At 67.8% G+C, this 21,496-nt stretch carries 18 protein-coding genes; 13 read left to right on the forward strand and 5 right to left on the reverse strand.

Features of this window, described 5'->3' with window-relative positions:
• Nucleotides 1-34 precede the first annotated feature (34 nt).
• Nucleotides 35-1,183: a glycosyltransferase gene (locus DFO45_RS12560; protein WP_166657117.1), complete on the reverse strand. Its 1,149-nt coding sequence runs from the start codon at nt 1,181-1,183 to the stop codon at nt 35-37.
• A gap of 487 nt (nt 1,184-1,670) precedes the next feature.
• Between DFO45_RS12560 and urtA the strand changes: the two genes are divergently transcribed.
• From urtA to DFO45_RS12625, 13 genes are all read left to right on the forward strand, one after another.
• A complete protein-coding gene (gene urtA, locus DFO45_RS12565) occupies nt 1,671-2,933 on the forward strand; it encodes an urea ABC transporter substrate-binding protein (RefSeq protein WP_133865117.1) in 1,263 nt (420 codons plus the stop codon).
• 328 nt (nt 2,934-3,261) lie between these two features.
• Nucleotides 3,262-4,884, forward strand: coding sequence for an urea ABC transporter permease subunit UrtB (urtB, locus tag DFO45_RS12570; protein ID WP_166657126.1), 1,623 nt, complete (start codon nt 3,262-3,264; stop codon nt 4,882-4,884).
• Between the two features lie 5 nt (nt 4,885-4,889).
• On the forward strand, nt 4,890-6,014 hold the full coding sequence (gene urtC / locus DFO45_RS12575) for an urea ABC transporter permease subunit UrtC (protein ID WP_133865298.1): 1,125 nt from the start codon (nt 4,890-4,892) through the stop codon (nt 6,012-6,014).
• A gap of 6 nt (nt 6,015-6,020) precedes the next feature.
• The gene (urtD, locus tag DFO45_RS12580) at nt 6,021-6,770 is read left to right on the forward strand and encodes an urea ABC transporter ATP-binding protein UrtD (RefSeq protein ID WP_012170289.1); all 750 of its coding nucleotides are present in this window, start codon (nt 6,021-6,023) and stop codon (nt 6,768-6,770) included.
• A gap of 558 nt (nt 6,771-7,328) precedes the next feature.
• Nucleotides 7,329-8,024 carry an urea ABC transporter ATP-binding subunit UrtE gene (gene urtE / locus DFO45_RS12585; RefSeq protein ID WP_012170290.1) on the forward strand — a complete coding sequence of 232 codons (696 nt, stop codon included), beginning with the start codon at nt 7,329-7,331 and terminating at the stop codon, nt 8,022-8,024.
• Nucleotides 7,990-8,853, forward strand: coding sequence for an urease accessory protein UreD (locus DFO45_RS12590; RefSeq protein WP_133865119.1), 864 nt, complete (start codon nt 7,990-7,992; stop codon nt 8,851-8,853). The genes urtE and DFO45_RS12590 overlap by 35 nt, the downstream gene beginning before the upstream one ends.
• Nucleotides 8,854-8,863: 10 nt before the next feature.
• Complete coding sequence (locus DFO45_RS12595; protein WP_133865120.1) at nt 8,864-9,484, forward strand: urease subunit gamma; 621 nt, start codon at nt 8,864-8,866, stop codon at nt 9,482-9,484.
• Nucleotides 9,484-9,840 (forward strand): GFA family protein, encoded by a 357-nt coding sequence (locus tag DFO45_RS12600; protein ID WP_133865121.1) that lies wholly within the window; start codon nt 9,484-9,486, stop codon nt 9,838-9,840. The genes DFO45_RS12595 and DFO45_RS12600 overlap by 1 nt, the downstream gene beginning before the upstream one ends.
• Before the next feature lie 10 nt (nt 9,841-9,850).
• On the forward strand, nt 9,851-11,566 hold the full coding sequence (gene ureC, locus DFO45_RS12605) for an urease subunit alpha (RefSeq protein ID WP_133865122.1): 1,716 nt from the start codon (nt 9,851-9,853) through the stop codon (nt 11,564-11,566).
• A gap of 44 nt (nt 11,567-11,610) precedes the next feature.
• The gene (locus DFO45_RS12610) at nt 11,611-12,228 is read left to right on the forward strand and encodes an urease accessory protein UreE (protein ID WP_133865123.1); all 618 of its coding nucleotides are present in this window, start codon (nt 11,611-11,613) and stop codon (nt 12,226-12,228) included.
• Between the two features lie 21 nt (nt 12,229-12,249).
• Nucleotides 12,250-12,948 carry an urease accessory protein UreF gene (locus tag DFO45_RS12615; RefSeq protein ID WP_133865124.1) on the forward strand — a complete coding sequence of 233 codons (699 nt, stop codon included), beginning with the start codon at nt 12,250-12,252 and terminating at the stop codon, nt 12,946-12,948.
• Nucleotides 12,945-13,559: an urease accessory protein UreG gene (gene ureG, locus DFO45_RS12620; protein ID WP_208299788.1), complete on the forward strand. Its 615-nt coding sequence runs from the start codon at nt 12,945-12,947 to the stop codon at nt 13,557-13,559. The genes DFO45_RS12615 and ureG overlap by 4 nt, the downstream gene beginning before the upstream one ends.
• A 22-nt stretch (nt 13,560-13,581) precedes the next feature.
• Entirely contained in the window at nt 13,582-14,226 is a 645-nt protein-coding gene (locus DFO45_RS12625) for a DUF938 domain-containing protein (RefSeq protein WP_133865126.1), read from the forward strand.
• A gap of 5 nt (nt 14,227-14,231) precedes the next feature.
• On the opposite strand, the gene DFO45_RS12630 is transcribed toward DFO45_RS12625, so the two are convergent.
• The 4 genes from DFO45_RS12630 to DFO45_RS12645 form a co-directional block, all read right to left on the reverse strand.
• The gene (locus DFO45_RS12630; RefSeq protein ID WP_133865127.1) at nt 14,232-15,116 is read right to left on the reverse strand and encodes an MBL fold metallo-hydrolase; all 885 of its coding nucleotides are present in this window, start codon (nt 15,114-15,116) and stop codon (nt 14,232-14,234) included.
• A 72-nt stretch (nt 15,117-15,188) separates the two neighbouring features.
• Nucleotides 15,189-17,345: a methylmalonyl-CoA mutase gene (gene scpA / locus DFO45_RS12635; protein WP_133865128.1), complete on the reverse strand. Its 2,157-nt coding sequence runs from the start codon at nt 17,343-17,345 to the stop codon at nt 15,189-15,191.
• 261 nt (nt 17,346-17,606) lie between these two features.
• Nucleotides 17,607-19,439, reverse strand: coding sequence for a methylmalonyl-CoA mutase family protein (locus DFO45_RS12640; RefSeq protein WP_133865129.1), 1,833 nt, complete (start codon nt 19,437-19,439; stop codon nt 17,607-17,609).
• A gap of 25 nt (nt 19,440-19,464) precedes the next feature.
• A complete protein-coding gene (locus tag DFO45_RS12645) occupies nt 19,465-21,492 on the reverse strand; it encodes an acetyl/propionyl/methylcrotonyl-CoA carboxylase subunit alpha (RefSeq protein WP_133865299.1) in 2,028 nt (675 codons plus the stop codon).
• Nucleotides 21,493-21,496: the final 4 nt, after the last annotated feature.

Consider the following 21,496-nt stretch of genomic DNA (forward strand, 5'->3'; position numbering starts at 1 on the left):
GGCAGCACGCCATCCGACGCCGACGCGTCTTGCTTCAGGCGTCGGGCTCCTTGCGGCCCAGGAGTCGGCGCACGCCGCTCCTGATCCGCATTTCCGCGAGCAGGCCCACCGCCCGCGCCGTCTCCAGCGTCAGCTGGGAGGGAGCGAGGGGGTGGGGCGTCAAGAGCGGACTGATATTCTCAAGAACCGCCCACATCTGCGGAAAGCTCGGCAGGGCCGCGAGCTTGAAGGCATCCACGGGCGAGATGCGTAAGGTTGAGGCCCAGTTCGTCACCGTCCAGAGCTGGCCGGCGCCGAAGGCGCGCCGCATGGTACGGCGCAGACGCGCCCGGCGCACAACCTGCGCCACCGGCTCGAGACCGAGCGTGTCAAAAGCCACCTGTCCCTCGCTCCAGGCGCGGAACTGTCCACCGAGGCCGGCCGGATCCAGCCGCCAGGAGGCTGCGACCTGCACATCCGGATCGTGGCGGACGGAATGCCCGGTTCGCGTGAGGGCACCGAGGAGGCCGCTGGCGGCCGCCGAGGCTGAGGTGGGAATGCCACCGGCCTTCACATAGGCATCCACCGACACGGCGAGGCTTGCGGAAGAAGCTTCCCGGTGCGTCGGCCAGGGACTGCCATGCTCGCCGTCAATCAGATGGTCCACCTCGTTCAGGAGGCGGGCGTACCGATGGGCGCCCTGATAGCGGCGCCACAGGCCCTTCGGGAGCGACTGGTTGGCGTCCATCTCCACACGCCCCGCCACGGCATCCGCACCAAGGGCGATGTCCGCCACGTTGGCCGCGACCCAGTTGGGTGCGGGGCGGGCGTCGGCCTCGGTGGTGAGGATGATGCCTTTCGGCAGGCCGGAGGTGACGAAGAGAGACGCCGCCGCATCCATGACATGGCGGCGTGCCCAGGATGCGCCCGCCTTGTCCGAGGCCAACTCGATAGAGAGGATGCGAAGGGGCAGGGGAAGCGTCTCCCCGGCCTGGATCGCCACCTGCTCGGTGCGGTCGAGGCAGTTGTGCAGGAGGACGATGGTCGCGAAGTCGGGCGCGTCGCGCTGGGCCGCGAGCGCCTTCAGGCACTCCAGCAGGCGCACTTCTTCATCCTTGACCGGAATGGCCACGATCGCCTTCGGCGCCACAAGGGCGCGGCGCGGCGGCGCGACCACGCGGAAGGATAAGGGTTGATCCGCCATGCTCCTCGTCCCACCCACCTCACGAGGCCATTTGCCCCTGCCGTCGGCTCGTCCGGCGGAATAACCAAGCAGATTGGGAGGCGGCACCGGCAAGTCAACCCGAAGCCTCTCCATTGTGGCGTATTCGGGCGCCGTGCCACGCTGGCGCGCAATCCTCGCGAAAGCCTGCCTGCCTCTGTGCGACCCAGCGGAAGGGGGCTGCCATGGTGGCGCGAGCGATACAGGCGGGAGCCGGGTAGCTCAAACGGCGCTTTGGCCCGATCTTTATGCCTAAATTATAGCCAATCGCATCCGAAATGGTCTCAGTGTCGCCATGTGCCTGCGTTTTGAGCGCTATAACCGGCGCGTATACAATCATTCGGTGCCCTTCGCGGACATGGCACGCTGCTTGCTGATCTCCCTGCCGCTGGCACAGCGCCAGCCCATTTCATCGGGGAGAGAGCGGATGCTCGGTTTGCTGGGAAGAGCGGCTAAGGGACTTGGCGCGATGGCGGTAGCCGCCGCGGTTGCCGGTTCCATGGGGACGGCCGCCGCGCAGGAGACGATCAAGGTCGGCGTGCTTCACTCGCTGTCCGGCACCATGGCGATCAGCGAGACCACGCTGAAGGACGCCGTGCTCATGATGATCGAAGAGCAGAACAAGAAGGGCGGCGTGCTCGGCAAGAAGCTCGAGGCGGTGGTGGTGGACCCGGCGTCCAACTGGCCGCTGTTCGCCGAGAAGGCCCGCGAACTCATCACCAAGGACAAGGTGTCCGTGGTGTTCGGCTGCTGGACCTCGGTGAGCCGCAAGTCCGTGCTGCCCGTCTTCAAGGAGCTGAACTCCATCCTCTTCTACCCCGTCCAGTATGAAGGCGAGGAGAGCGAGCGGAACGTGTTCTACACCGGCGCCGCGCCGAACCAGCAGGCGATCCCGGCGGTGGATTACCTCGCCAAGGAAGAGAAGGTGGAGCGCTGGGTGCTCGCGGGTACCGACTATGTCTATCCCCGCACCACCAACAAGATCCTTGAGGCCTATCTGAAGTCCCGCGGCGTGAAGGCCGAGGACATCATGATCAACTACACGCCCTTCGGTCACTCCGACTGGCAGACCATCGTCGCCGACATCAAGAAATTCGGTTCGGCCGGCAAGAAGACCGCCGTGGTGTCCACCATCAACGGCGACGCCAACGTGCCCTTCTACAAGGAACTCGCGAACCAGGGCATCAAGGCCACCGACATCCCGGTCGTGGCCTTCTCGGTGGGCGAAGAAGAGCTCGCCGGCATCGACACCAAGCCGCTCGTCGGCCATCTCGCCGCCTGGAACTACTTCGAGTCCATCAAGACCCCGGAGAACGACGCCTTCATCAAGGCCTGGCAGACCTTCACCAAGAACCCGAAGCGCGTGACCAACGACCCCATGGAAGCCACCTACATCGGCTTCAACATGTGGGTTAAGGCCGTGGAGAAGGCCGGCACGGTCGATCCGGACAAGGTGATCGCCACCCTGCCGGGCACCAAGCAGCCGAACCTCACCGGCGGCGTCTCGGAGATGCTCCCGAACCACCACATCACCAAGCCCGTCTTCATCGGCGAAATCCAGGGCGACGGCCAGTTCAACGTGGTGTGGAAGACGGACGATCTGGTGCCCGGCGAAGCCTGGTCCAAGTATCTCGAAGGCTCCAAGAACCTCGTTGCCGACTGGGTGAAGTACAACTGCGGCAACTACGACACCACCAAGAATACCTGCCTCGGCGCCACCGCCGCCAAGTGAGCAGCAATGTGAGCTGAGGCCGCTCGGTCCTTGGGAAAAGCCATCTCCCGCTTGCGGGGGAGGGTTGGGAGGGGGCCGCCGCAAGGCGGATAGGTTGGCCCTTGTAAGCCGCCTCCTTCTCCTCCCCCCGGCCGTGCCCCCTCCCTATCCCTTCCCCGCAAGCGGGGGAGGGAACCTGTCCCGCAGCGTGGAGGGCGCACGCTTGTCTCTCCGCTTGCCTGACTGTCGCAGCGCCTTTCGCCGTTCGGCCAGCCCGACCCTTGAAGGTCGCAGAAGCGCCGGTGCCTTTGCCGCCCGCGCGCCGTGGGAAACGTCCCTGATGAGCCTGATCCGCCGCCTGCTGTCCGCCGCGCTGCTGCTCGCAGCCGCGCTTCTTCTCGCCTGGGCCGCGCCATCGGGCGTGCGCGCCCAGACCGCCGCCGGTGATCTTGCCCCGGCGCTCGCCAAGATTGCCGCCGACAGCTATTCCGACACCGAGGCCGCCCTCGGGATGCTGGCCACCAGCACCAATCCCCAGGCCGGCGTCATCGTCGCGGCGATCTCGGACAACCGCCTGCTGTTCGATCCGGCCTCCAAGGCCATCTATGTGCGCGCCAAGGATGGCAGCTTCACCGACGCGGCCACCGGCGCCGCCGTGAGCGCCGCGCCCGCCGGCCTCAAGCCCGTGCGCCTCAACAATCGCGTGCGCCGCGCCGCCGATGCGGCCGCCGGCGCCCTTTCGCTGCTTAATCCCGATCCGGCCAAGCGTCTTGAGGCGGCCGCTGCCGTCTTCAAGTCGCGCGATGCCAGCGCGCTTCCGACCCTGGATGCGGCGCTCGCCAAGGAAAGCGTCGCCAATGTGCGGGCCGCGCTGGAGCAGGCGCGCGCGGCCATCGTCCTCACCTCCGCCGCCTCCAGCGAGGCGGATCGGCTCGCCGCCGTGAACCTCATCGCCGCGCGCGGGGATCAGGAGGCGCTGGCGCTTCTGGCCAACGTGCCCGCCGATGCGCCGGCCTCCGTGAAGGCGGCGGCGGCCAACGGCACGGCCAAGATCAATCGCTCGCTCGCCATGTGGAACGTGGCCCAGAATGTGTGGTACGGCCTCTCGCTTGGCTCGGTGCTGCTGCTGGCGGCCATCGGCCTTGCCATCACCTTCGGCGTCATGGGCGTCATCAACATGGCCCATGGCGAGATGGTGATGCTTGGCGCCTACACCACCTATGTGGTGCAGGACATCATCCGCACCTCCTATCCCGGCCTCTTTGGCTGGTCGCTCGCCATCGCCCTGCCGCTGGCCTTCCTGTTCACGGGCCTCGTGGGCATCATCATCGAGCGCACGGTCATCCGCTTCCTCTATGGCCGGGCCTTGGAGACCCTGCTCGCCACCTGGGGCATTTCGCTCATGCTCCAGCAGGCGGTGCGCAGCATCTTCGGCCCCACCAACAAGGAGGTGGGCGCGCCCTCCTGGATGTCTGGCGCCTTCGACGTGGGCCAGTTGTCCATCACCTACAACCGGCTCTGGATCATCGTCTTCGCGCTGCTGGTCTTCTTCGCGCTGCTGGTGGTGCTCAAGCGCACCTCGCTCGGGCTCTATGTGCGGGCGGTGACGCAGAACCGGCGCATGGCGGCGGCCATGGGCATCCGCACCGGGCGCATCGATGCGCTCACCTTCGGCCTCGGATCGGGCATCGCGGGCATCGCCGGCGTCGCCCTCTCGCAGATCGACAATGTGAGCCCGAACCTCGGGCAGGGCTACATCATCGACAGCTTCATGGTGGTGGTGTTCGGCGGCGTGGGGAACCTCTGGGGCACGCTGGTGGGCGCGCTGACGCTTGGCGTCGCCAACAAGCTGCTGGAGCCCTTCGCGGGCGCGGTGCTCGGCAAGATCGCGCTCCTCGTCTTCATCATCCTCTTCATCCAGAAGCGCCCGCGCGGGCTGTTCGCGCTCAAGGGCCGGGCGGTGGAAGCGTGAACATCATGCGCGGCTCAGGCATTCTCGATCGCCGTGGGGCGATCTTCATCATCCTCGTGCTGGCGGCGGGCGTGCTCGTGCCGGCCGGCAATCTGCTGGCGCCCGCCGGCAGCCCGTTCCATGTGTCGGACTATCTGGTGCCGCTGCTCGGCAAGTATCTGTGCTACGCGCTGCTCGCCGTGGCAGTGGATCTCGTGTGGGGCTATTGCGGCGTGCTCTCGCTCGGCCACGGCGCCTTCTTCGCGCTCGGCGGCTATGCCATGGGCATGTATCTGATGCGCCAGATCGGCCCGCGCGGCGTCTATGGCAATCCCGTCCTGCCCGACTTCATGGTGTTCCTGAACTACAAGGAGCTTCCCTGGTTCTGGCTGGGCTTCAACCATTTCCCCTTCGCCGCGCTGATGGTGCTGGTGGTGCCCGGGCTGCTCGCCTTCGCCTTCGGCTGGTTCGCCTTCCGCTCGCGCGTTACGGGCGTCTATCTGTCCATCATCACGCAGGCCATGACGTTTGCGCTCATGCTCGCCTTCTTCCGCAATGACATGGGCTTCGGCGGCAACAACGGCCTCACCGATTTCAAGGACATCCTCGGCTATTCCATCACCGCCGGGACCACGCGTGGGGCGCTGTTTTTTGCTTCCGCCGTGGCGCTGGTGCTGGGCTATCTCATCTGCCGGGCGCTGGTTGTCTCGAAATACGGCAAGGTGCTGGTGGCGGTGCGCGATGCGGAGAGCCGCACCCGCTTCCTCGGCTACAAGGTGGCCAACTACAAGCTCGTCGCCTGGACGCTCTCCGCTATGCTGGCAGGTGTCGCCGGTGCGCTCTACGTGCCTCAGGTTGGCATCATCAATCCGGGCGAGTTCGCGCCTGCCAATTCGATCGAGACGGTGATCTGGGTGGCGGTGGGCGGTCGCGGCACGCTGGTGGGCGCGGCGCTGGGCGCGCTGGTGGTGAATGCGGGCAAGACCTGGTTCACCGGCGCGCTCCCCGAGGCGTGGCTGTTCGCCCTCGGCGCGCTGTTCGTGGTGGTGACGCTGTTCCTGCCGCGCGGCATCATCGGCCTGTGGGGGGATCTCTCCTCCCGCCTGCGCAAGCCAGCCGGCCCCGTGCCCGCGCCCAAGCCTGCGGAGTGAGACGACATGGAACCCGTTACCCAGTCGCTGCTCTATCTCGACAACATCTCCGTCGTGTTCGACGGTTTCCGGGCGCTCAACAAGCTCTCGCTGACCATCGAGGAAGCGGAGATGCGCGCCATCATAGGCCCCAACGGCGCCGGCAAGACCACGATGATGGACGTCATCACCGGCAAGACGCGCCCCACCGCGGGCGAGGCCATGTTCGCCGGCATCCACGACCTCACCACCATGGATGAGGCGGACATCGCCCAGCTCGGCATCGGCCGCAAGTTCCAGACGCCCACCGTGTTCGACATGCACACGGTGGAGGACAATCTGCTCCTCGCGGTGAAGTCCGACCGGCGGGCCTTCGCCAACATCACCTGGCGGCGCACGGCCCATGAGCGCGCGCGCATCGACGAGCTTCTGGAGCGCATCCGCCTCAAGGACCAGCGCCACCGGCAGGCGGCCGAACTCTCCCACGGGCAGAAGCAGTGGCTGGAGATCGGCATGCTGCTGGCGCAGGAGCCGCGCCTCTTGCTGGTGGACGAACCTGCCGCCGGCATGACCGATCAGGAAACCGCCGACACCGCCGAACTGCTGCGTGACATCGCCAAAACGCGATCCGTGGTGGTGGTCGAGCACGACATGCAGTTCGTGCGCGACCTCGGCGTGAAGGTGACGGTGTTACACGAGGGCTCCGTTCTCGCCGAAGGCTCGCTCGATCAGGTGAGCGCCAACGAGCGCGTCATCGAAGTCTATCTGGGGCGGTGAGGATGGCGTCCTCGCTTCGTTCCCGGCGTGCCCCCTCTCAACTCTCCCGCCCTGGCGCGCGAGCGCTTCTGGGTGCGCCCTCGCCACGCGCCTTCCCTCCCCCGTTGTGGGGGAACGTCCGGGCGGGGGCTGAGCGCGTGGGGTCTCGCGCATCGCGCAACAGCATAGGCGCACCCTCTCCGTTCGCTTTCCCTCCCCCCTTGAGGGGGAGGGCAGAGAGGGGGGTAATGCCCTCTCCATTTGCGCGGCGTTGCGCTTTGGGTGGTTATGGCGTCGTGTCTTCCGGCACGCGGGTGGATGGCGCGTATACCCCCCTCCCCAACCCTCCCCCGCAAGGGGGGAGGAGGTTAGAGGGTGCGCCAGGCTACGACCGTGCGCGTTGGTCTGAAGCGTTTTCCTCGCTCGGTGCGACAGGCCTCCTCGAGCCGCGGGCTCCCTCTCCCGCCTGCGGGGGAGGGCTGGGGAGGGGGCAAGTCGGGCGCTATCGACCCGCGGACCGCACCTCACCAAACCCCGCCCCACACAGACGCCAGTCCCAAAAATGAGCGGAGCCTCATCATGCTGAAGGTCGAGAACCTCGATCTCTATTACGGCGCCGCCCACACGCTGCGCAAAGTCTCGCTCGAAGCGGTGAAGGGGCAGGTGACCTGCGTGCTCGGCCGTAATGGCGTCGGCAAGACCTCGCTCCTGCGCGCCATCGTCGGGCAGCGCGCCATCGCGGGGGGCAGCGTCTCCTTCAACGGGCAGGACATCACCAAGATGCGCACCTATGACCGGGCGGCGCTCGGCATCGGCTTCGTGCCGCAGGGGCGCGAGGTGTTTCCGCTGCTCACCGTGAAGGAAAATCTGGAAACGGGCTACGCGCGCCTCGCCCGCAAGGACAAATATGTGCCGGACGAGGTGTTCGAGCTGTTCCCGGTTCTGAAGTCCATGCTCGGGCGGCGCGGCGGCGATCTCTCCGGCGGGCAGCAGCAGCAGCTCGCCATCGGTCGCGCCCTCGTGACCCGCCCGAGCCTCCTGGTGCTGGACGAGCCCACCGAGGGCATCCAGCCCTCCATCATCAAGGACATCGGTCGCGCCATCTCCTATCTGCGGGACAAGGGAGACATGGCCATCGTGCTCGTGGAGCAGTATTTCGAGTTCGCGCGCGAGCTGGCCGATTCCTTCATCCTGATGGAGCGCGGCGAAGTGGTGGCGCGCGGCGATAGGAGCGGGCTTGATGGGGACGACGTCCGCCGCCTCATGGCCATCTGAGGCGGCAAAAGGAGAGGGCGGTGCCCCGCGCCGGCAGCGGGCGGTGGGGCGCGTGCGCCTCGGCGTCAATGCCATCGCCGGCAGAAGCCGCGTCAGCGATGTGGCGGAAGCCGGCTCCATGCGGGTGCGGATGCCGCGCGTGTCGGGACCGGCGGTGGAGGGCGTGCTGGTCAATACGGCCGGCGGCGTCGCTTGCGGCGATCATTTCACCATCGAGGTAAAGGCCGAGGCGGACGCCCATGCGGTGGTCGCCACCCCCGCAGCCGAGAAGATCTACCGCTCCGACGGCGAGACCGCCCGCATCGACGTGGCGATCACGGTCGAGACGGGCGCGCGCGTGGACTGGCTGCCGCAGGAAACCCTGCTCTATGACGCCGCACGGCTCGCCCGCCGCTTCACCGTCGATCTTGCGCCCGATGCCACCTTCCTCGCCTTCGAGGCGATCGCCTTCGGCCGCGTGGCGCGGGGCGAGGAGATGCGCACCGGGCATCTGGAGGACCACTGGCAGGTCACCCGCGGCGGCGGCCTCATCTATGCCGATGCGGTGCGCCTGTCCGGCCCCCTGGGCGAGCTGCTGCGCCGCCCCACGGTTGCGGCCGGCAACCGGGCGTGGGCGACTTTGCTTTATGTGGCACCCGACGCCGAAGCGCGACTGGACGAAGGGCGCGCGCTCATGGAATCTGCGCGCAGCGAATGCGGCGCCAGCGCGTGGAACGGCCTTCTGGCCGCCCGCTGGCTGGCGCCCGATATCGAAACCCTGCGGCGGGACGCCGTCGCATTCCTGACTGCCTTCCGGGGGGCGCCGCTGCCCCGCGTCTGGGCCTTATGAGGAGACTGCCGTGCTGCTGACGCCGCGGGAGAAGGACAAGCTCTTTATCGCCATGGCCGCCGAAGTGGCGCGCAAGCGCCTCGCGCGCGGCGTGAAGCTCAACCATCCGGAGGCGGTGGCGCTCATCACCGATTTCGTGGTGGAAGGCGCCCGCGACGGCCGCACCGTCGCCGAGCTGATGGAGGCGGGCGCCCGCGTCATCACCGCCGACCAGGTGATGGAGGGCATCGCCGAGATGATCCACGACATCCAGGTGGAGGCGACCTTCCCGGATGGGACCAAGCTGGTCACGGTGCACAACCCCATTCGCGGACAGGCGTCCGAGGACGTGCCGGGCGAGTTCGTGACGCCGGAAGGCGAGATCGTCTTCAACGAGGGCGCCGAGCGGGTGACGCTCTCGGTGGCCAATACGGGCGACCGCCCCATTCAGGTGGGCAGCCACTACCATTTCTATGAGACCAATCCGGGCCTCGCCTTCGAGCGCGAGAAGGCACGCGGGATGCGCCTCGACATCGCCCCCGGCACGGCGGTGCGCTTCGAGCCCGGCGCCACCCGCGAGGTCACGCTGGTGCCGCTGGGCGGCAAGCGCGAAGTTTATGGGTTCCGTGGCGACGTGATGGGCAAGCTCTGATGGCACTCCAGCATTATTCCGGCAGCTGCCAGTGCGGCGCCGTGGCCTTCGAGGCCGATCTTGATCTGGACCGCACGGCCACCTGCAACTGCTCCCGCTGCCGGCGCGTGGGCGGCATCCTCTCCTTTGCTTCGCCGGAAGGTTTCAGGTTGAAGCAGGGCGAGGAAAAACTGACCGAATATCGCTTCAATACCGGGCGGATCAGCCATTTCTTCTGTGCCACCTGCGGCATCGAGCCTTTCGGCCGTGGCCTTGCGCCGACCGGTGAGTTCAAGGTGGCGGTGAATGTGCGCTGCCTCGACGACGTGGACCTGAAAGCGCTGACCCCCCGCGAATTCGACGGCGCGAGCCTCTGAAGGATACGCCATGACCAAGGCCCGTATGTCCCGTTCCGCTTATGCGCACATGTTCGGCCCCACAGTGGGCGACAAGGTGCGGCTCGCCGATACCGCGCTCTATATCGAGATCGAGAAGGACTTCACCGTCCATGGCGAGGAGGTGAAGTTCGGCGGCGGCAAGGTGATCCGCGACGGCATGGGCCAGAGCCAGGTGGCGAATGCCGATGGCGCGGTGGACACCGTCATCACCAATGCGGTGATCCTCGACCACTGGGGCATCGTGAAAGCGGACGTGGGCCTGAAAGACGGGCGCATTTTCAGGATCGGCAAGGCCGGCAATCCGGATGTGCAGAACGGTGTCGACATCATCATTGGCCCGGGCACCGAGGTGATTGCGGGTGAGGGCAAGATCCTCACCGCCGGCGGCTTCGACAGCCACATCCATTTCATCTGCCCGCAGCAGATCGAGGAGGCGCTATTCTCCGGCGTCACCACCATGCTGGGCGGCGGCACCGGTCCGGCCACCGGCACCTTTGCCACCACCTGCACGCCCGGCCCGTGGCACATCGCCCGCATGATCGAGGCGGCGGATGCCTTCCCCATGAACCTTGCCTTCGCGGGCAAGGGCAATGCCTCTCAGCCCAAGGCGCTGGAAGAGATGGTGCGTGCCGGCGCCTGCGCGCTGAAGCTCCATGAGGACTGGGGCACCACCCCCGCCGCCATCGACACCTGCCTCTCGGTGGCGGATGCCTTCGACATTCAGGTGATGATCCACACGGACACGCTGAACGAAAGCGGCTTCGTGGAGGACACCATCGCCGCCTTCAAGGGCCGCACCATCCATGCCTTCCACACGGAAGGCGCGGGCGGCGGCCATGCCCCCGACATCATCAAGGTGGCGGGCCTGCCCAACGTGCTGCCGTCCTCCACCAATCCGACGCGGCCCTATACGCGCAACACCATCGACGAGCATCTCGACATGCTCATGGTGTGCCACCACCTCTCGCCGTCCATCCCCGAAGACCTCGCCTTCGCCGAGAGCCGCATCCGCAAGGAGACCATCGCGGCCGAGGACATCCTGCACGACATCGGCGCCCTATCCATGATGAGCTCCGACAGCCAGGCCATGGGCCGCGTGGGCGAGGTGGTGATCCGCACCTGGCAGACGGCGGACAAGATGAAGCGCCAGCGCGGCGCGCTGCCCGGCGAGAGCGGCGGCAACGACAATCTGCGCGCCCGCCGCTATGTGGCGAAATACACCATCAACCCGGCCATCGCCCATGGCGTGTCGAAGCACATCGGCTCGGTGGAGGCCGGCAAGCTCGCCGACCTCGTGCTATGGTCGCCGGCCTTCTTCGGCGTCAAGCCGGATCTGGTGCTGAAGGGCGGCTCTATCGCGGTGGCCCAGATGGGCGATCCCAATGCTTCCATTCCGACCCCGCAGCCGGTGCATTACAGGCCCATGTTCGGCGCCTATGGCCGCGCCCGCACCCATTCCAGCCTGACCTTCGTCTCCAAGGCGGCAGTGGAGGATGGTCTCGCCGCCCGGCTCCAGACGGCCAAGACGCTCGTGGCGGTGGAGAATGTCCGCTCCGGCATTTCCAAGAAGGACATGGTGCTGAACGGCGCCACGCCCCATATCGAGGTGGACCCGGAGACCTATGACGTGCGCGCCGATGGCGAGCTTCTGGTCTGCGAGCCCGCCGAAGTGCTGCCCATGGCGCAGCGCTACTTTTTGTTCTAACCGGGCGCGACCGCCTTCGCCGGCCTCTGCCTCGGGAGCCTTACATGATCCGTTCGACCAAGATCGTCCGGCACCTCGCGGTGCGTCCCGACCGGGTGGTGGACACCATCACCCTCGACCATCACGCGCGCCATCGCCGCCGGGTCGCCATGACCGCCGACGGCGGGCTGGAGTTCCTGCTGGACCTCGACCGCGCCGCGGTGCTGGACCATGGCGACGCGCTGGAACTGGAGGACGGTCGCCTCGTGCAGGTGAAGGCGGCGGACGAGCAGTTGGTGGAGATCACCACATTCAATCCCGTGCGCCTGATGCGGGCCGCCTGGCATATCGGCAACCGGCACATTCCGGCGGAGATCACCGAAGAGGCGATCTATATCGTTCAGGATCCCGTGCTGGAGGCCATGCTGCGCGGCCTCGGGGCGGCGGTGAAGCCGGTGGTGCGTCCCTTCAAGCCCGAGCGCGGCGCCTATGAGGCCGCCGAAGCCCACGGCCATGGCCAAGCCCACGCGCATGACCATGGGCACGACCATGCCCATCATGACCACGCCCGTCACGATCATGCGCACCATGACCATGCGCACGACCACCACGGGCATGACCACGCCCACGATCACGCCCATGGGGCCTCCTGCGGCTGCGGCCACACGCACCACCATGACTGACGCCGCGACCGGGCGGCGGCCATGACGATGGCGGAAACGGGCGCGCCGCCGAGCGCGCTCGCGCTCTTTGCCTGGCTGTCTCCCGGTTTTCCGGTGGGGGCCTATGCCTATTCCCACGCGCTGGAATGGGCGGCGGAAGCGGGCGATATCACCGATGAGGCGAGCCTCGAAAGCTGGCTGCGCGATCTCATGCTGCTCGGCTTCGGCCGGGCCGATGGCATATTGCTCGCTCATGCCTATGTGGCTGGCGCGACCGGGGATATGCCGGCGCTGGCACAGGTGAATGCCCGCGCGGTCGCCCTTTCGCCCACCGCCGAACTGCGGCTGGAGACCTGCCAGCAGGGCCGCAGCTTCCTTGATGCCGTGCGCGCCGCATGGCCCCACGGCGGGTTGGACGCGGCGGCGGCGCATCTGCCGCCTGATGTCGCCTATCCGGTGGCGGTGGGCTATGCAGCGGCGCTGCATGACGTGCCCCGCGCGGCGGTGCTGGAAGCGTATCTCTTCGCCGTCACGCAGACGCTGGTTTCCGCCGCGCTGCGCATCGCGCCCATCGGCCAGACGGCCGGCACCCGCGTTGTGGCCCGCCTCATGCCGGCCGTGCAGGCGCTGGCGGGCGACATTCCGACCCTCACGCTCGACGATCTCGGCACCGCCAACTTCCGGGCCGATCTCGGCAGCATGCGACACGAAACCCAATACACGAGGCTGTTTCGATCATGACCAGCAACGGACCCTTGCGGGTTGGCATCGGCGGGCCGGTGGGCTCCGGCAAGACGGCGCTCATGGAAGCGCTCTGCAAGACCTTCCGCGAGCGCTACAACATCTGCGCCATCACTAACGACATATATACCAAGGAGGACGCCCGCCTCCTGACGGTGGCCGGCGCGCTGGAGCCCGAGCGCATTCTCGGCGTGGAGACCGGCGGCTGCCCGCACACCGCCATCCGCGAGGACGCCTCCATCAACCTGCGCGCCGTGGCCGACATGCAGGCGAAATTCCCCGGCCTCGAGATCGTGCTCATCGAGAGCGGCGGCGACAATCTGGCCGCCACCTTCTCGCCGGAGCTGGCGGACATCACCATCTATGTGATCGATGTCGCGGGCGGCGAGAAGATCCCGCGCAAGGGCGGGCCGGGCATCACCCGCTCCGATTTCCTCGTGGTGAACAAGACCGACCTCGCCCCGCTGGTGGGCGCGGATCTCTCCATCATGGAATCCGACACCCAGCGGATGCGCGGCACCCGGCCCTATGTCTTTGCCGCCATCCGCCATGGCAAAGGCGTGGAGGACGTGGCCGCCTTCATCGAGAAGGCGGGCGGCCTCGCGGCCTGAAGCGGCGCGAAAGGGAAGGGCGATGAGCAATTCCGTGCCCGACGCGCTGCCGGCGGCCGCCACCGGCCCGGATGGCCGCCTCGCCGCGCCCGCCGTCGCCCGCAACCGCGACGTGATCCTCGACGTGCTGCGGCCGCTTCTGCCGGCGAGTGGGCAGGTGCTGGAAATCGCCAGCGGCACGGGCGAGCATCTGGTGCATTTCGCCCGCGCTCTGCCGGGCCTCACGTGGCAACCCTCCGACCCTTCTCCCGCCGCCCGCGCGTCCATCGCGGCGTGGGCCGGGGCGGAGGGCCTTTCCAACGTGCTGCCGCCGCTGGACCTCGATGCGGCGGCGGCCGAATGGCCGGTGACGCAGGCGGACTCCATCGTCTGCATCAACATGATCCACATCAGCCCTTGGGCCTCGACGCAGGGCCTGCTCGCCGGGGCGCAACGCCTGCTGCCGCCGGGCGGCGTCCTCTATCTCTATGGCCCCTACCGGCGCGCCGACGTGCCGACCGCCCCCAGCAATGAGGCCTTCGATGCGGACCTCAAGCGCCGCAACCCGGCCTGGGGCCTGCGGCTGCTGGAGGATGTGGCCGCATTGGCGGGCACGCACGGGCTCATCCTGGAGCGTGTGGTGGAGATGCCCGCCAACAATCTTTCGGTGGTGTTCCGCCGCGCGTGAGGCCGTCAGGAGGCCTCGGTGACGGCCGTAAGGTTCTGCCGGTGCACCGCCTCATAAGGCGCGAAATAGCCGATGGCGCCAGAGGCGAAGTCCTCCGGTACGAAGGCGCGCAGATCGCGGACGGCGAGGCCCGGATCGGTGCGGGCGGCGATGAGGCGCTCCACATAGCGGCGGGTGGCGGCGATGAGGTCCGGCTGATAGCCGCCCGCTGCAATCACCTCGGCCGCTCCGTGATTGGGCAGGATGCGGGAGAGCGGCCAGCGGGCCATCTGCGCTAACGCCTCCAGATGGATCGCCAGGCGCTCGGGCTCGTCCACATAGGTGATGGGGTCTTCCACCGTATCACCGGCCAGCAGCAGGCCATCGGGCAGCAGGGCCACCGTGCCGTCGCAGCTGTGGATGTCCATCTGGCGCAGGGTCACGGGCAGCACGCCGACCTGCAGCGTGATCTCGCCTGAGAAGGTGCGGTTCGGCAGGACGAGCGGCCGGATGGGCGGATCGCCGCTCTCCAGCTTCGCGCGCTTCTCCGTGAGGATGTCCGCCGTCAGCGCGTTGGCGAGGATTTCGCAGTCCGCGAAGACCTCGTTTCCGGCCACATGGTCGTCATGCCAGTGGCTCAGCACCACGCGCATGTGCCGCACGCCCATGTCCTCCAGTGTCCGCCGGATGAGCCGCGCGTGCGCGAGCGAGATGTGCGTGTCATAGACCAGCGCCTCCTTGCCCTCCACGATGGCGTAGGAGGCGATACCCAGCGCATAGGCGCCATCATCCAGCCAGTTCGGAGCCTCGCTCCAGAGCCGGGTGTCCGCCACGCGCCCATCATAGAAAGCGAGCACGTTTGGCGCCGGCCGCAGCACGCGCAGGGTCGAGCCCATGGGGGCGAGGGGCATTGGGGGCTCCGGTGAGAGAAGGTCGCAGGCGGGAGAGGGCTTCGCGGAGCACCGGGAAAAGCCCCTCTGTCCTTACTCCGCCGCTTCCTGCGCATGTCCCAGGCGCTGGCTCAGCGTTGCCAGCAGATCGCGGGCGGCGTCGGCGATGACAGTGCCGGGGGGGAAGATGGCTTCCGCACCGGCGGCTTTCAGCGCCTCATAATCCTGCGGCGGCACGACGCCGCCCACCACCACCATGATGTCGCCGCGTCCTTCTGCCTCCAGCGCCGCCTTGAGCGCGGGCACCAGCGTCAGATGGCCGGCGGCGAGCGAAGAGATGCCCACCACGTGGACGTCATTCTCCACCGCCTGCCGGGCGGCTTCCTCGGGGGTGGCGAAGAGGGGGCCGATGTCCACGTCGAAGCCGAGATCGGCGAAGGCGGAGGCGATCACCTTCTGGCCCCGGTCGTGCCCGTCCTGTCCCACCTTGGCGACGAGGATGCGGGGGCGGCGGCCCTCATTGTGCTCGAAGGCTTCGGTGAGGCGCTGCACCTGCGCCACCTTGTCGGTCATGGCGCCAGCCTCCCTCTTGTAGACGCCCGAAATGGCGCGGATTTCCGCCCGGTGGCGACCGAAGACGGCTTCGAGCGCATCCGAAATCTCGCCCACCGTCGCCTTGGCGCGGGCGGCATCGATGGCGAGCGCCAGCAGGTTGCCGTTGCCGCGCGCCCCATTGGTCAGCGCCTCCAGCGCGGCGGCCACGCCCTGCGGGTCGCGCTCCGCCTTCAGGCGGCGCAGCTTCTCGATCTGCGCGGCGCGGACGGCGGAATTGTCCACCTTCAGCACGTCGATGGGTGTCTCGCGCTCGGGCTTGAACTTGTTGACGCCCACCACGATCTGGGCGCCGCCGTCGATGCGGGCCTGCGTGGTGGCGGCGGCTTCCTCGATGCGCAGCTTGGGGATGCCGGCCTCGATGGCCTTCGCCATGCCGCCCAGCGCCTCCACCTCCTGAATATGGTCCCATGCCTTGGCCGCGAGGTCGGCGGTGAGGCGTTCCACGAAGAAGGAGCCGCCCCACGGGTCGATCTGGCGGGTGGTGCCGCTCTCCTGCTGCAGCAGGATCTGCGTGTTGCGGGCGATGCGGGCGGAGAAGTCGGTGGGAAGGGCCAGCGCCTCGTCCAGCGCATTGGTGTGAAGCGACTGGGTGTGGCCCTGCGTCGCCGCCATGGCTTCCACCATGGTGCGGATGACGTTGTTGAACACGTCCTGCGCGGTGAGGCTCCAGCCGGAGGTCTGCGAATGGGTGCGCAGGGGCAGGGACTTGGGGTTCTTGGCCCCGAGATCGCTCATCAGCCGCGTCCACAGGAGGCGGGCGGCGCGCAGCTTCGCCACCTCCATGAAGAAGTTCATGCCGATGGCCCAGAAGAACGAAAGGCGCGGCGCGAAGGCGTCGATAGGCAGGCCGGCTTTGGCGCCCGCGCGCACATATTCGACGCCATCCGCCAGCGTATAGGCTAGCTCCAGATCCTGCGTCGCCCCGGCTTCCTGCATGTGGTAGCCGGAAATGGAGATGGAGTTGAAGCGCGGCATCTCCTTGGATGTGAAGGCGAAGATGTCCGAAATGATGCGCATGGAAGGTGCGGGCGGATAGATATAGGTGTTCCGCACCATGAATTCTTTCAGAATGTCATTCTGGATGGTGCCGGAGAGCTTGGCCGCCGGCACGCCCTGTTCTTCCGCAGCCACTACGAACAGCGCCAGAATGGGCAGCACCGCGCCATTCATGGTCATGGAGACGCTCATCTGATCCAGCGGAATGCCGGAGAAGAGCGTGCGCATGTCATAGATGCTGTCGATCGCGACACCGGCCATGCCCACGTCGCCGGCCACGCGCGGATGGTCCGAGTCATAGCCGCGGTGGGTGGCGAGATCGAAGGCGACCGACAGGCCCTTCTGCCCCGCCGCGAGGTTGCGGCGGTAGAAGGCGTTGGAATCCTCCGCCGTGGAGAAGCCGGCATATTGCCGGATGGTCCATGGCTGGGTGGCATACATGGTGGGGTAGGGCCCGCGCAGGAAGGGCGCGATGCCGGGATAGGTGTCGATGAAGGAGAGGCCCGCGATGTCCGCCGGACCATAGAGCCCCTTCACCGGAATGCCTTCCGGCGTCAGCCAGGGCGCGGGCGCATCCGCCGGCGGGGCAAGCTCCGGCGCGCGCCATTCGATATCGGCAAAGGCGGGCAAGCGGCTCATGGCGGTCATCCTACCTCATTTCGGGTGCGCGTTGGCGTCGCCCGTTCCATCCCGTTCCATCGGCCGTTGCGGCTCTTGTTGGGGCGCGGCCCTGTTCTCTCTTCGCGGCTCGCTCCCTCCCCCCTTGTGGGGGAGGGCCGGGTAGGGGGTAAACCGGGCGTGCCCTCTGGTCTTCCCCGTTCCCCAGCGTGCCCTTTCGGAGAGGGCATTACCCCCCCCCCTCTCAACCCTTCTCTGCACGGGGAGCGCTTAGCCAGGGTCTCACCCGATTCCCAGCGCCCGGTGCGCGCTCTTCAGCACCGCCAGCACGTCGCAGCCGGCGAAGATGAAGTCGTCCACGCCCGCTGCGCGCCACGTCGCCTCAAGATCGCCGCCCCGGCCCGCGAGCCACACCTGCCGGGCGCCCGCGGCCTTTAGCGCGGCCGCGATGGTGGCGGCCTCCGCTTCGTAGATCTCGTCGGAGGAGGCGATGCAGGCGATGGCCGTGCCGGAAGCCTTGAACGCGGCGATGAGAGCATCGAAATCCGCATAACCGTCGGTCACGGTCACGGCGAGGCCGCCCGCCTCGAACAGCGCCTTGGCGAAGGTGGCGCGGGCCGTGAAGGCGGCTATGGGGCCGAGCGTCGCGAGGAACACGGGCGGCGTACCCGCCGCCTCGGCGGCATCGCGCAGGGCTTCGAAGGGCTCCGCGAGCCGCTGGGGCGCGAGGGCGAGATCGTTCGGCGCTTCTTCCCGCGCGGGGGCAGGGGCGAGCACCTCCGGCAGGCTCTGGCCGAGGATGGGGAATTCCGAGGTGCCGGTGAGCGGCTCCCTGCGGGTGGCGATGTCCTTCGCCCGGCGCGCGCGGGTGGCCGCAACCTCTCCCTGCCACCAGCCGGAGGCCAGCGCCTCCGCGAGCCCACCCTTGCCTTCGATGGCGCGGAAGAGATCCCACGCGGCGGCCGCAAGGCCCTCCGTATGCGCTTCCACTGCGCCGGCCCCGGCACCGGGGTCGGCGACCCGATGGAGCTGGCTTTCCTCCAGCAGGATCAACTGCGTGTTGCGGGCGAGCCGCCGCGCCTGCGCGTCCGGCAGGCCAAGGGCCTGCGTGAAGGGCAGGACGGTGAGGCTGTCCGCCCCGCCCACCCCCGCCGCGAAGGCGGCGATGGTGCCGCGCAGCAGGTTCACATAGGGATCGCGCCGGGTGAGCGAGCGCCACGCCGTGGTGGCGTGCACCTTCAGCGGCCCTGCATTGATGCCGGCCTCCCGCAGCACCGCGCCCCACAGCAGGCGGATGGCGCGGACTTTCGCGAGCGTCGCGGTCTGGTTCACGTCCGCCGTCAGCGCCACCTCGATGCGGCCGGCGGCCTCTTCCAGCGGGAAGCCGCCCTTTTCCAGCGCCCGCAGATAGGCGACCGCCGTCGCCAGCACCGCCGCGAGTTCCTGCGCATCGCTCGCGCCGGCGGCATGGTGGATGGCGCCATCCGCTCGCAGCAGCGGCCCGGTGAAGCCGCGCGCCTTGAGGATGGACGCGGTTTCCGCCACCCGCTCGGCCAGAGCCGACCAGGGCATGGGCGCGCTGCCGCGCGCGGCCATGTCCGCGAGCGGATCAAGGCCGAAGGAGACGCTCACCCGCGCCGGATCGAGCCCGCGTGCCGCGATGAAATCGGCGAAGGCGAGGGCATTCTCGCGCCCCTTGAAGGCTCCGCTCTCCAGCCGCGTCTCGATGAGGTCCGGCATCACGCCGGCGAGCAGCGTCTCCAGCGCCGCACCGTCCGGCAGGCCGAAGCCGTGGGCGGAGGGAGACGAGGCATAGACGAGGGTGAGGCCCGACGCGCCATTCTCCAGATCATCGAGGATCTGGGCATTGGCGGCCGTAAGGTCTGGCTGGTCGACGCGCGCGCTGATCGTCCACGGCGCACCTGCCGCCCGTCCTGCGATGGGGGCGGCCTCTTCCTTGCGCGGTGGGAGGGCGTCCAGCGCAAGGCCCTCATAGGTGCGGGTCACGAGGCGCTTGTCATAGGGCGCGCCTTTCAGCACGCCTTCCACCAGCGACAGCCAGTCCGCCCGCGTTAACGGGCCCGCCTGCGTCACGAAGGGCAGGGTTGCGGTCATTGTGCGCCCCTTCCGTGTTTCGCGCTCACGCGAATTCGAGGATCACCGCGTCCACGGCGAGGCTATCGCCCGCCTTGGCGTGGACGGCCTTGATGACGCCGTCGCGCTCCGCGCGCAGGACGTTTTCCATCTTCATGGCTTCCACAACGGCCAGCGCCTCGCCCGCCTTCACTTCCTGACCCTGAGTGACGGAGATGGAGACCACGAGGCCAGGCATGGGGCACAGCAGCTCCTTGCCGCCGCCCGCGCTCTCCTTGATGGGCATGAGCATGGCGAGCGCGGCCTCGCGCTCGGTATAGACGCGGGCCTGCACGGCGACGCCACGGTGGGAAAGAGCAAAGCCGTTGGGGATGGGCCGCACCTGAACGTTCACCACGTCGTCATAGATGGTGCCGGCCCAAACGAGATCGCCGGGCTTCCAGGGGCTGCGCAGCATGTAGATGTTGGTCACCTGGCCGTGCCAGGTGAGCAGGTCCACGCGGTAGCCGGTCTCCGTGGTCTCGATCTCGGCGGGGAAGAGTTCCGGGCCGTGCTCGCCGATGAGCTGCACCACGCGGCGGCGCTCGAAGGTCACGGTCGGGCCGGAGATCTGGCCGGAAATCTTGCGCTTGCGCGAGTTCATCACGTGGTCGAGCGTGGTCGCGACCGCACAGAGCACCTTGGCGATCTCGCCTTCCGCCGGCGTCGCATGGAAGCCGGAGGGATATTCCTCGGCGATGAAGCCGGTGGAGAGATAGCCCTCCTGCCAGCGCGGATGGGACATCAGCGCCGAGAGGAAGGGGATGTTGTGGCCGATGCCCTCGATGGCGAAGGCGTCGAGCGCATCCGCCTGCGCCTCGATTGCCTTGCGGCGGGTGGGGCCGTGGGTCACGAGCTTCGCGATCATCGGGTCGTAGAAGATGGAAATCTCCCCGCCCTCATAGACGCCCGTGTCGTTGCGCACGGTGAGGCCGTTATGCGTGCCCTCGGCGGGTGGCTGGTAGCGCACGAGGCGGCCGGTGGAGGGCAGGAAGTTGCGGTACGGGTCTTCCGCATAGACGCGGCTTTCGACCGCCCAGCCGTTGAGCTTCACGTCGTCCTGCGTGAGCGCGAGCTTCTCGCCCGCCGCCACGCGGATCATCTGCTCCACGAGGTCGATGCCGGTGATGAGTTCGGTGACGGGATGCTCCACCTGCAGGCGGGTGTTCATCTCCAGGAAGTAGAAGCTCTTGTCCTGCCCGGCGACGAATTCCACCGTGCCGGCGCTGTCGTAGCCCACCGCCTTGGCGAGGGCGACGGCCTGCTCGCCCATTTGTCTGCGGGTCTCTTCGTCCAGCAGCGGGGAGGGGGCTTCCTCGACCACCTTCTGGTTGCGGCGCTGGATGGAGCATTCGCGCTCGCCGAGATAAATGACGTTGCCGTGCTTGTCGCCCAGCACCTGGATTTCGATGTGCCGGGGATCGACGATGAACTTTTCCACGAACACACGGTCATCGCCGAAGGAGGATTTGGCTTCCGACTTCGCGCGGTCGAAGCCGTCCTGCACCTCGTCGCGGGAATAAGCGATGCGCATGCCCTTGCCGCCGCCGCCGGCGGAGGCCTTGATCATCACCGGATAGCCGATCTCGTCGGCGATCTTCGCGGCTTCCTCGCCATTCTCGATCACGCCCAGATAGCCTGGGACGGTGGAGACCTTCGCCGCCGCCGCCGCCTTCTTGGATTCGATCTTGTCGCCCATGGCGTCGATGGCATGCGGGTTCGGGCCGATGAAGACGATGCCCGCTTCCGCCAGCGCGCGCGGGAAGGCGGCGCGCTCGGAGAGGAAGCCGTAGCCCGGATGCACGGCCTCGGCGCCCGTCTTCTTGCAGGCCTCGATGATCTTCTCGATCACCAGATAGGACTGGGCGGCCTGCGGCGGGCCGATGTGCACCGCCTCGTCCGCCATCTCCACATGGAGCGCGTCCTTGTCGGCGTCGGAATAGACGGCCACGGTCTTGATGCCCATCTTGCGCGCGGTCTTGATGACGCGGCAGGCGATCTCGCCCCGGTTCGCAATGAGGATCTTCGAGAACATCTGT

Source organism: Azorhizobium sp. AG788 (assembly GCF_004364705.1).
In the GTDB taxonomy this organism is placed as follows: Bacteria; Pseudomonadota; Alphaproteobacteria; order Rhizobiales; family Xanthobacteraceae; genus Azorhizobium; species Azorhizobium caulinodans.

Coding starts and splice junctions, on each gene's coding strand:
- DFO45_RS12615 (WP_133865124.1), top strand. CDS start 12,250: ATGACGATGGCGGAAACGGGCGCGCCGCCGAGCGCGCTCGCGCTCTTT.
- DFO45_RS12640 (WP_133865129.1), bottom strand. CDS start 19,439: ATGACCGCAACCCTGCCCTTCGTGACGCAGGCGGGCCCGTTAACGCGG.
- ureC (WP_133865122.1), top strand. CDS start 9,851: ATGACCAAGGCCCGTATGTCCCGTTCCGCTTATGCGCACATGTTCGGC.
- ureG (WP_208299788.1), top strand. CDS start 12,945: ATGACCAGCAACGGACCCTTGCGGGTTGGCATCGGCGGGCCGGTGGGC.
- DFO45_RS12645 (WP_133865299.1), bottom strand. CDS start 21,492: ATGTTCTCGAAGATCCTCATTGCGAACCGGGGCGAGATCGCCTGCCGC.
- urtC (WP_133865298.1), top strand. CDS start 4,890: ATGCGCGGCTCAGGCATTCTCGATCGCCGTGGGGCGATCTTCATCATC.
- urtD (WP_012170289.1), top strand. CDS start 6,021: ATGGAACCCGTTACCCAGTCGCTGCTCTATCTCGACAACATCTCCGTC.
- scpA (WP_133865128.1), bottom strand. CDS start 17,345: ATGAGCCGCTTGCCCGCCTTTGCCGATATCGAATGGCGCGCGCCGGAG.
- DFO45_RS12590 (WP_133865119.1), top strand. CDS start 7,990: ATGGGGACGACGTCCGCCGCCTCATGGCCATCTGAGGCGGCAAAAGGA.
- urtE (WP_012170290.1), top strand. CDS start 7,329: ATGCTGAAGGTCGAGAACCTCGATCTCTATTACGGCGCCGCCCACACG.
- urtA (WP_133865117.1), top strand. CDS start 1,671: ATGGCGGTAGCCGCCGCGGTTGCCGGTTCCATGGGGACGGCCGCCGCG.
- DFO45_RS12610 (WP_133865123.1), top strand. CDS start 11,611: ATGATCCGTTCGACCAAGATCGTCCGGCACCTCGCGGTGCGTCCCGAC.
- DFO45_RS12630 (WP_133865127.1), bottom strand. CDS start 15,116: ATGCCCCTCGCCCCCATGGGCTCGACCCTGCGCGTGCTGCGGCCGGCG.
- DFO45_RS12600 (WP_133865121.1), top strand. CDS start 9,484: ATGGCACTCCAGCATTATTCCGGCAGCTGCCAGTGCGGCGCCGTGGCC.
- DFO45_RS12560 (WP_166657117.1), bottom strand. CDS start 1,183: ATGGCGGATCAACCCTTATCCTTCCGCGTGGTCGCGCCGCCGCGCCGC.
- DFO45_RS12625 (WP_133865126.1), top strand. CDS start 13,582: ATGAGCAATTCCGTGCCCGACGCGCTGCCGGCGGCCGCCACCGGCCCG.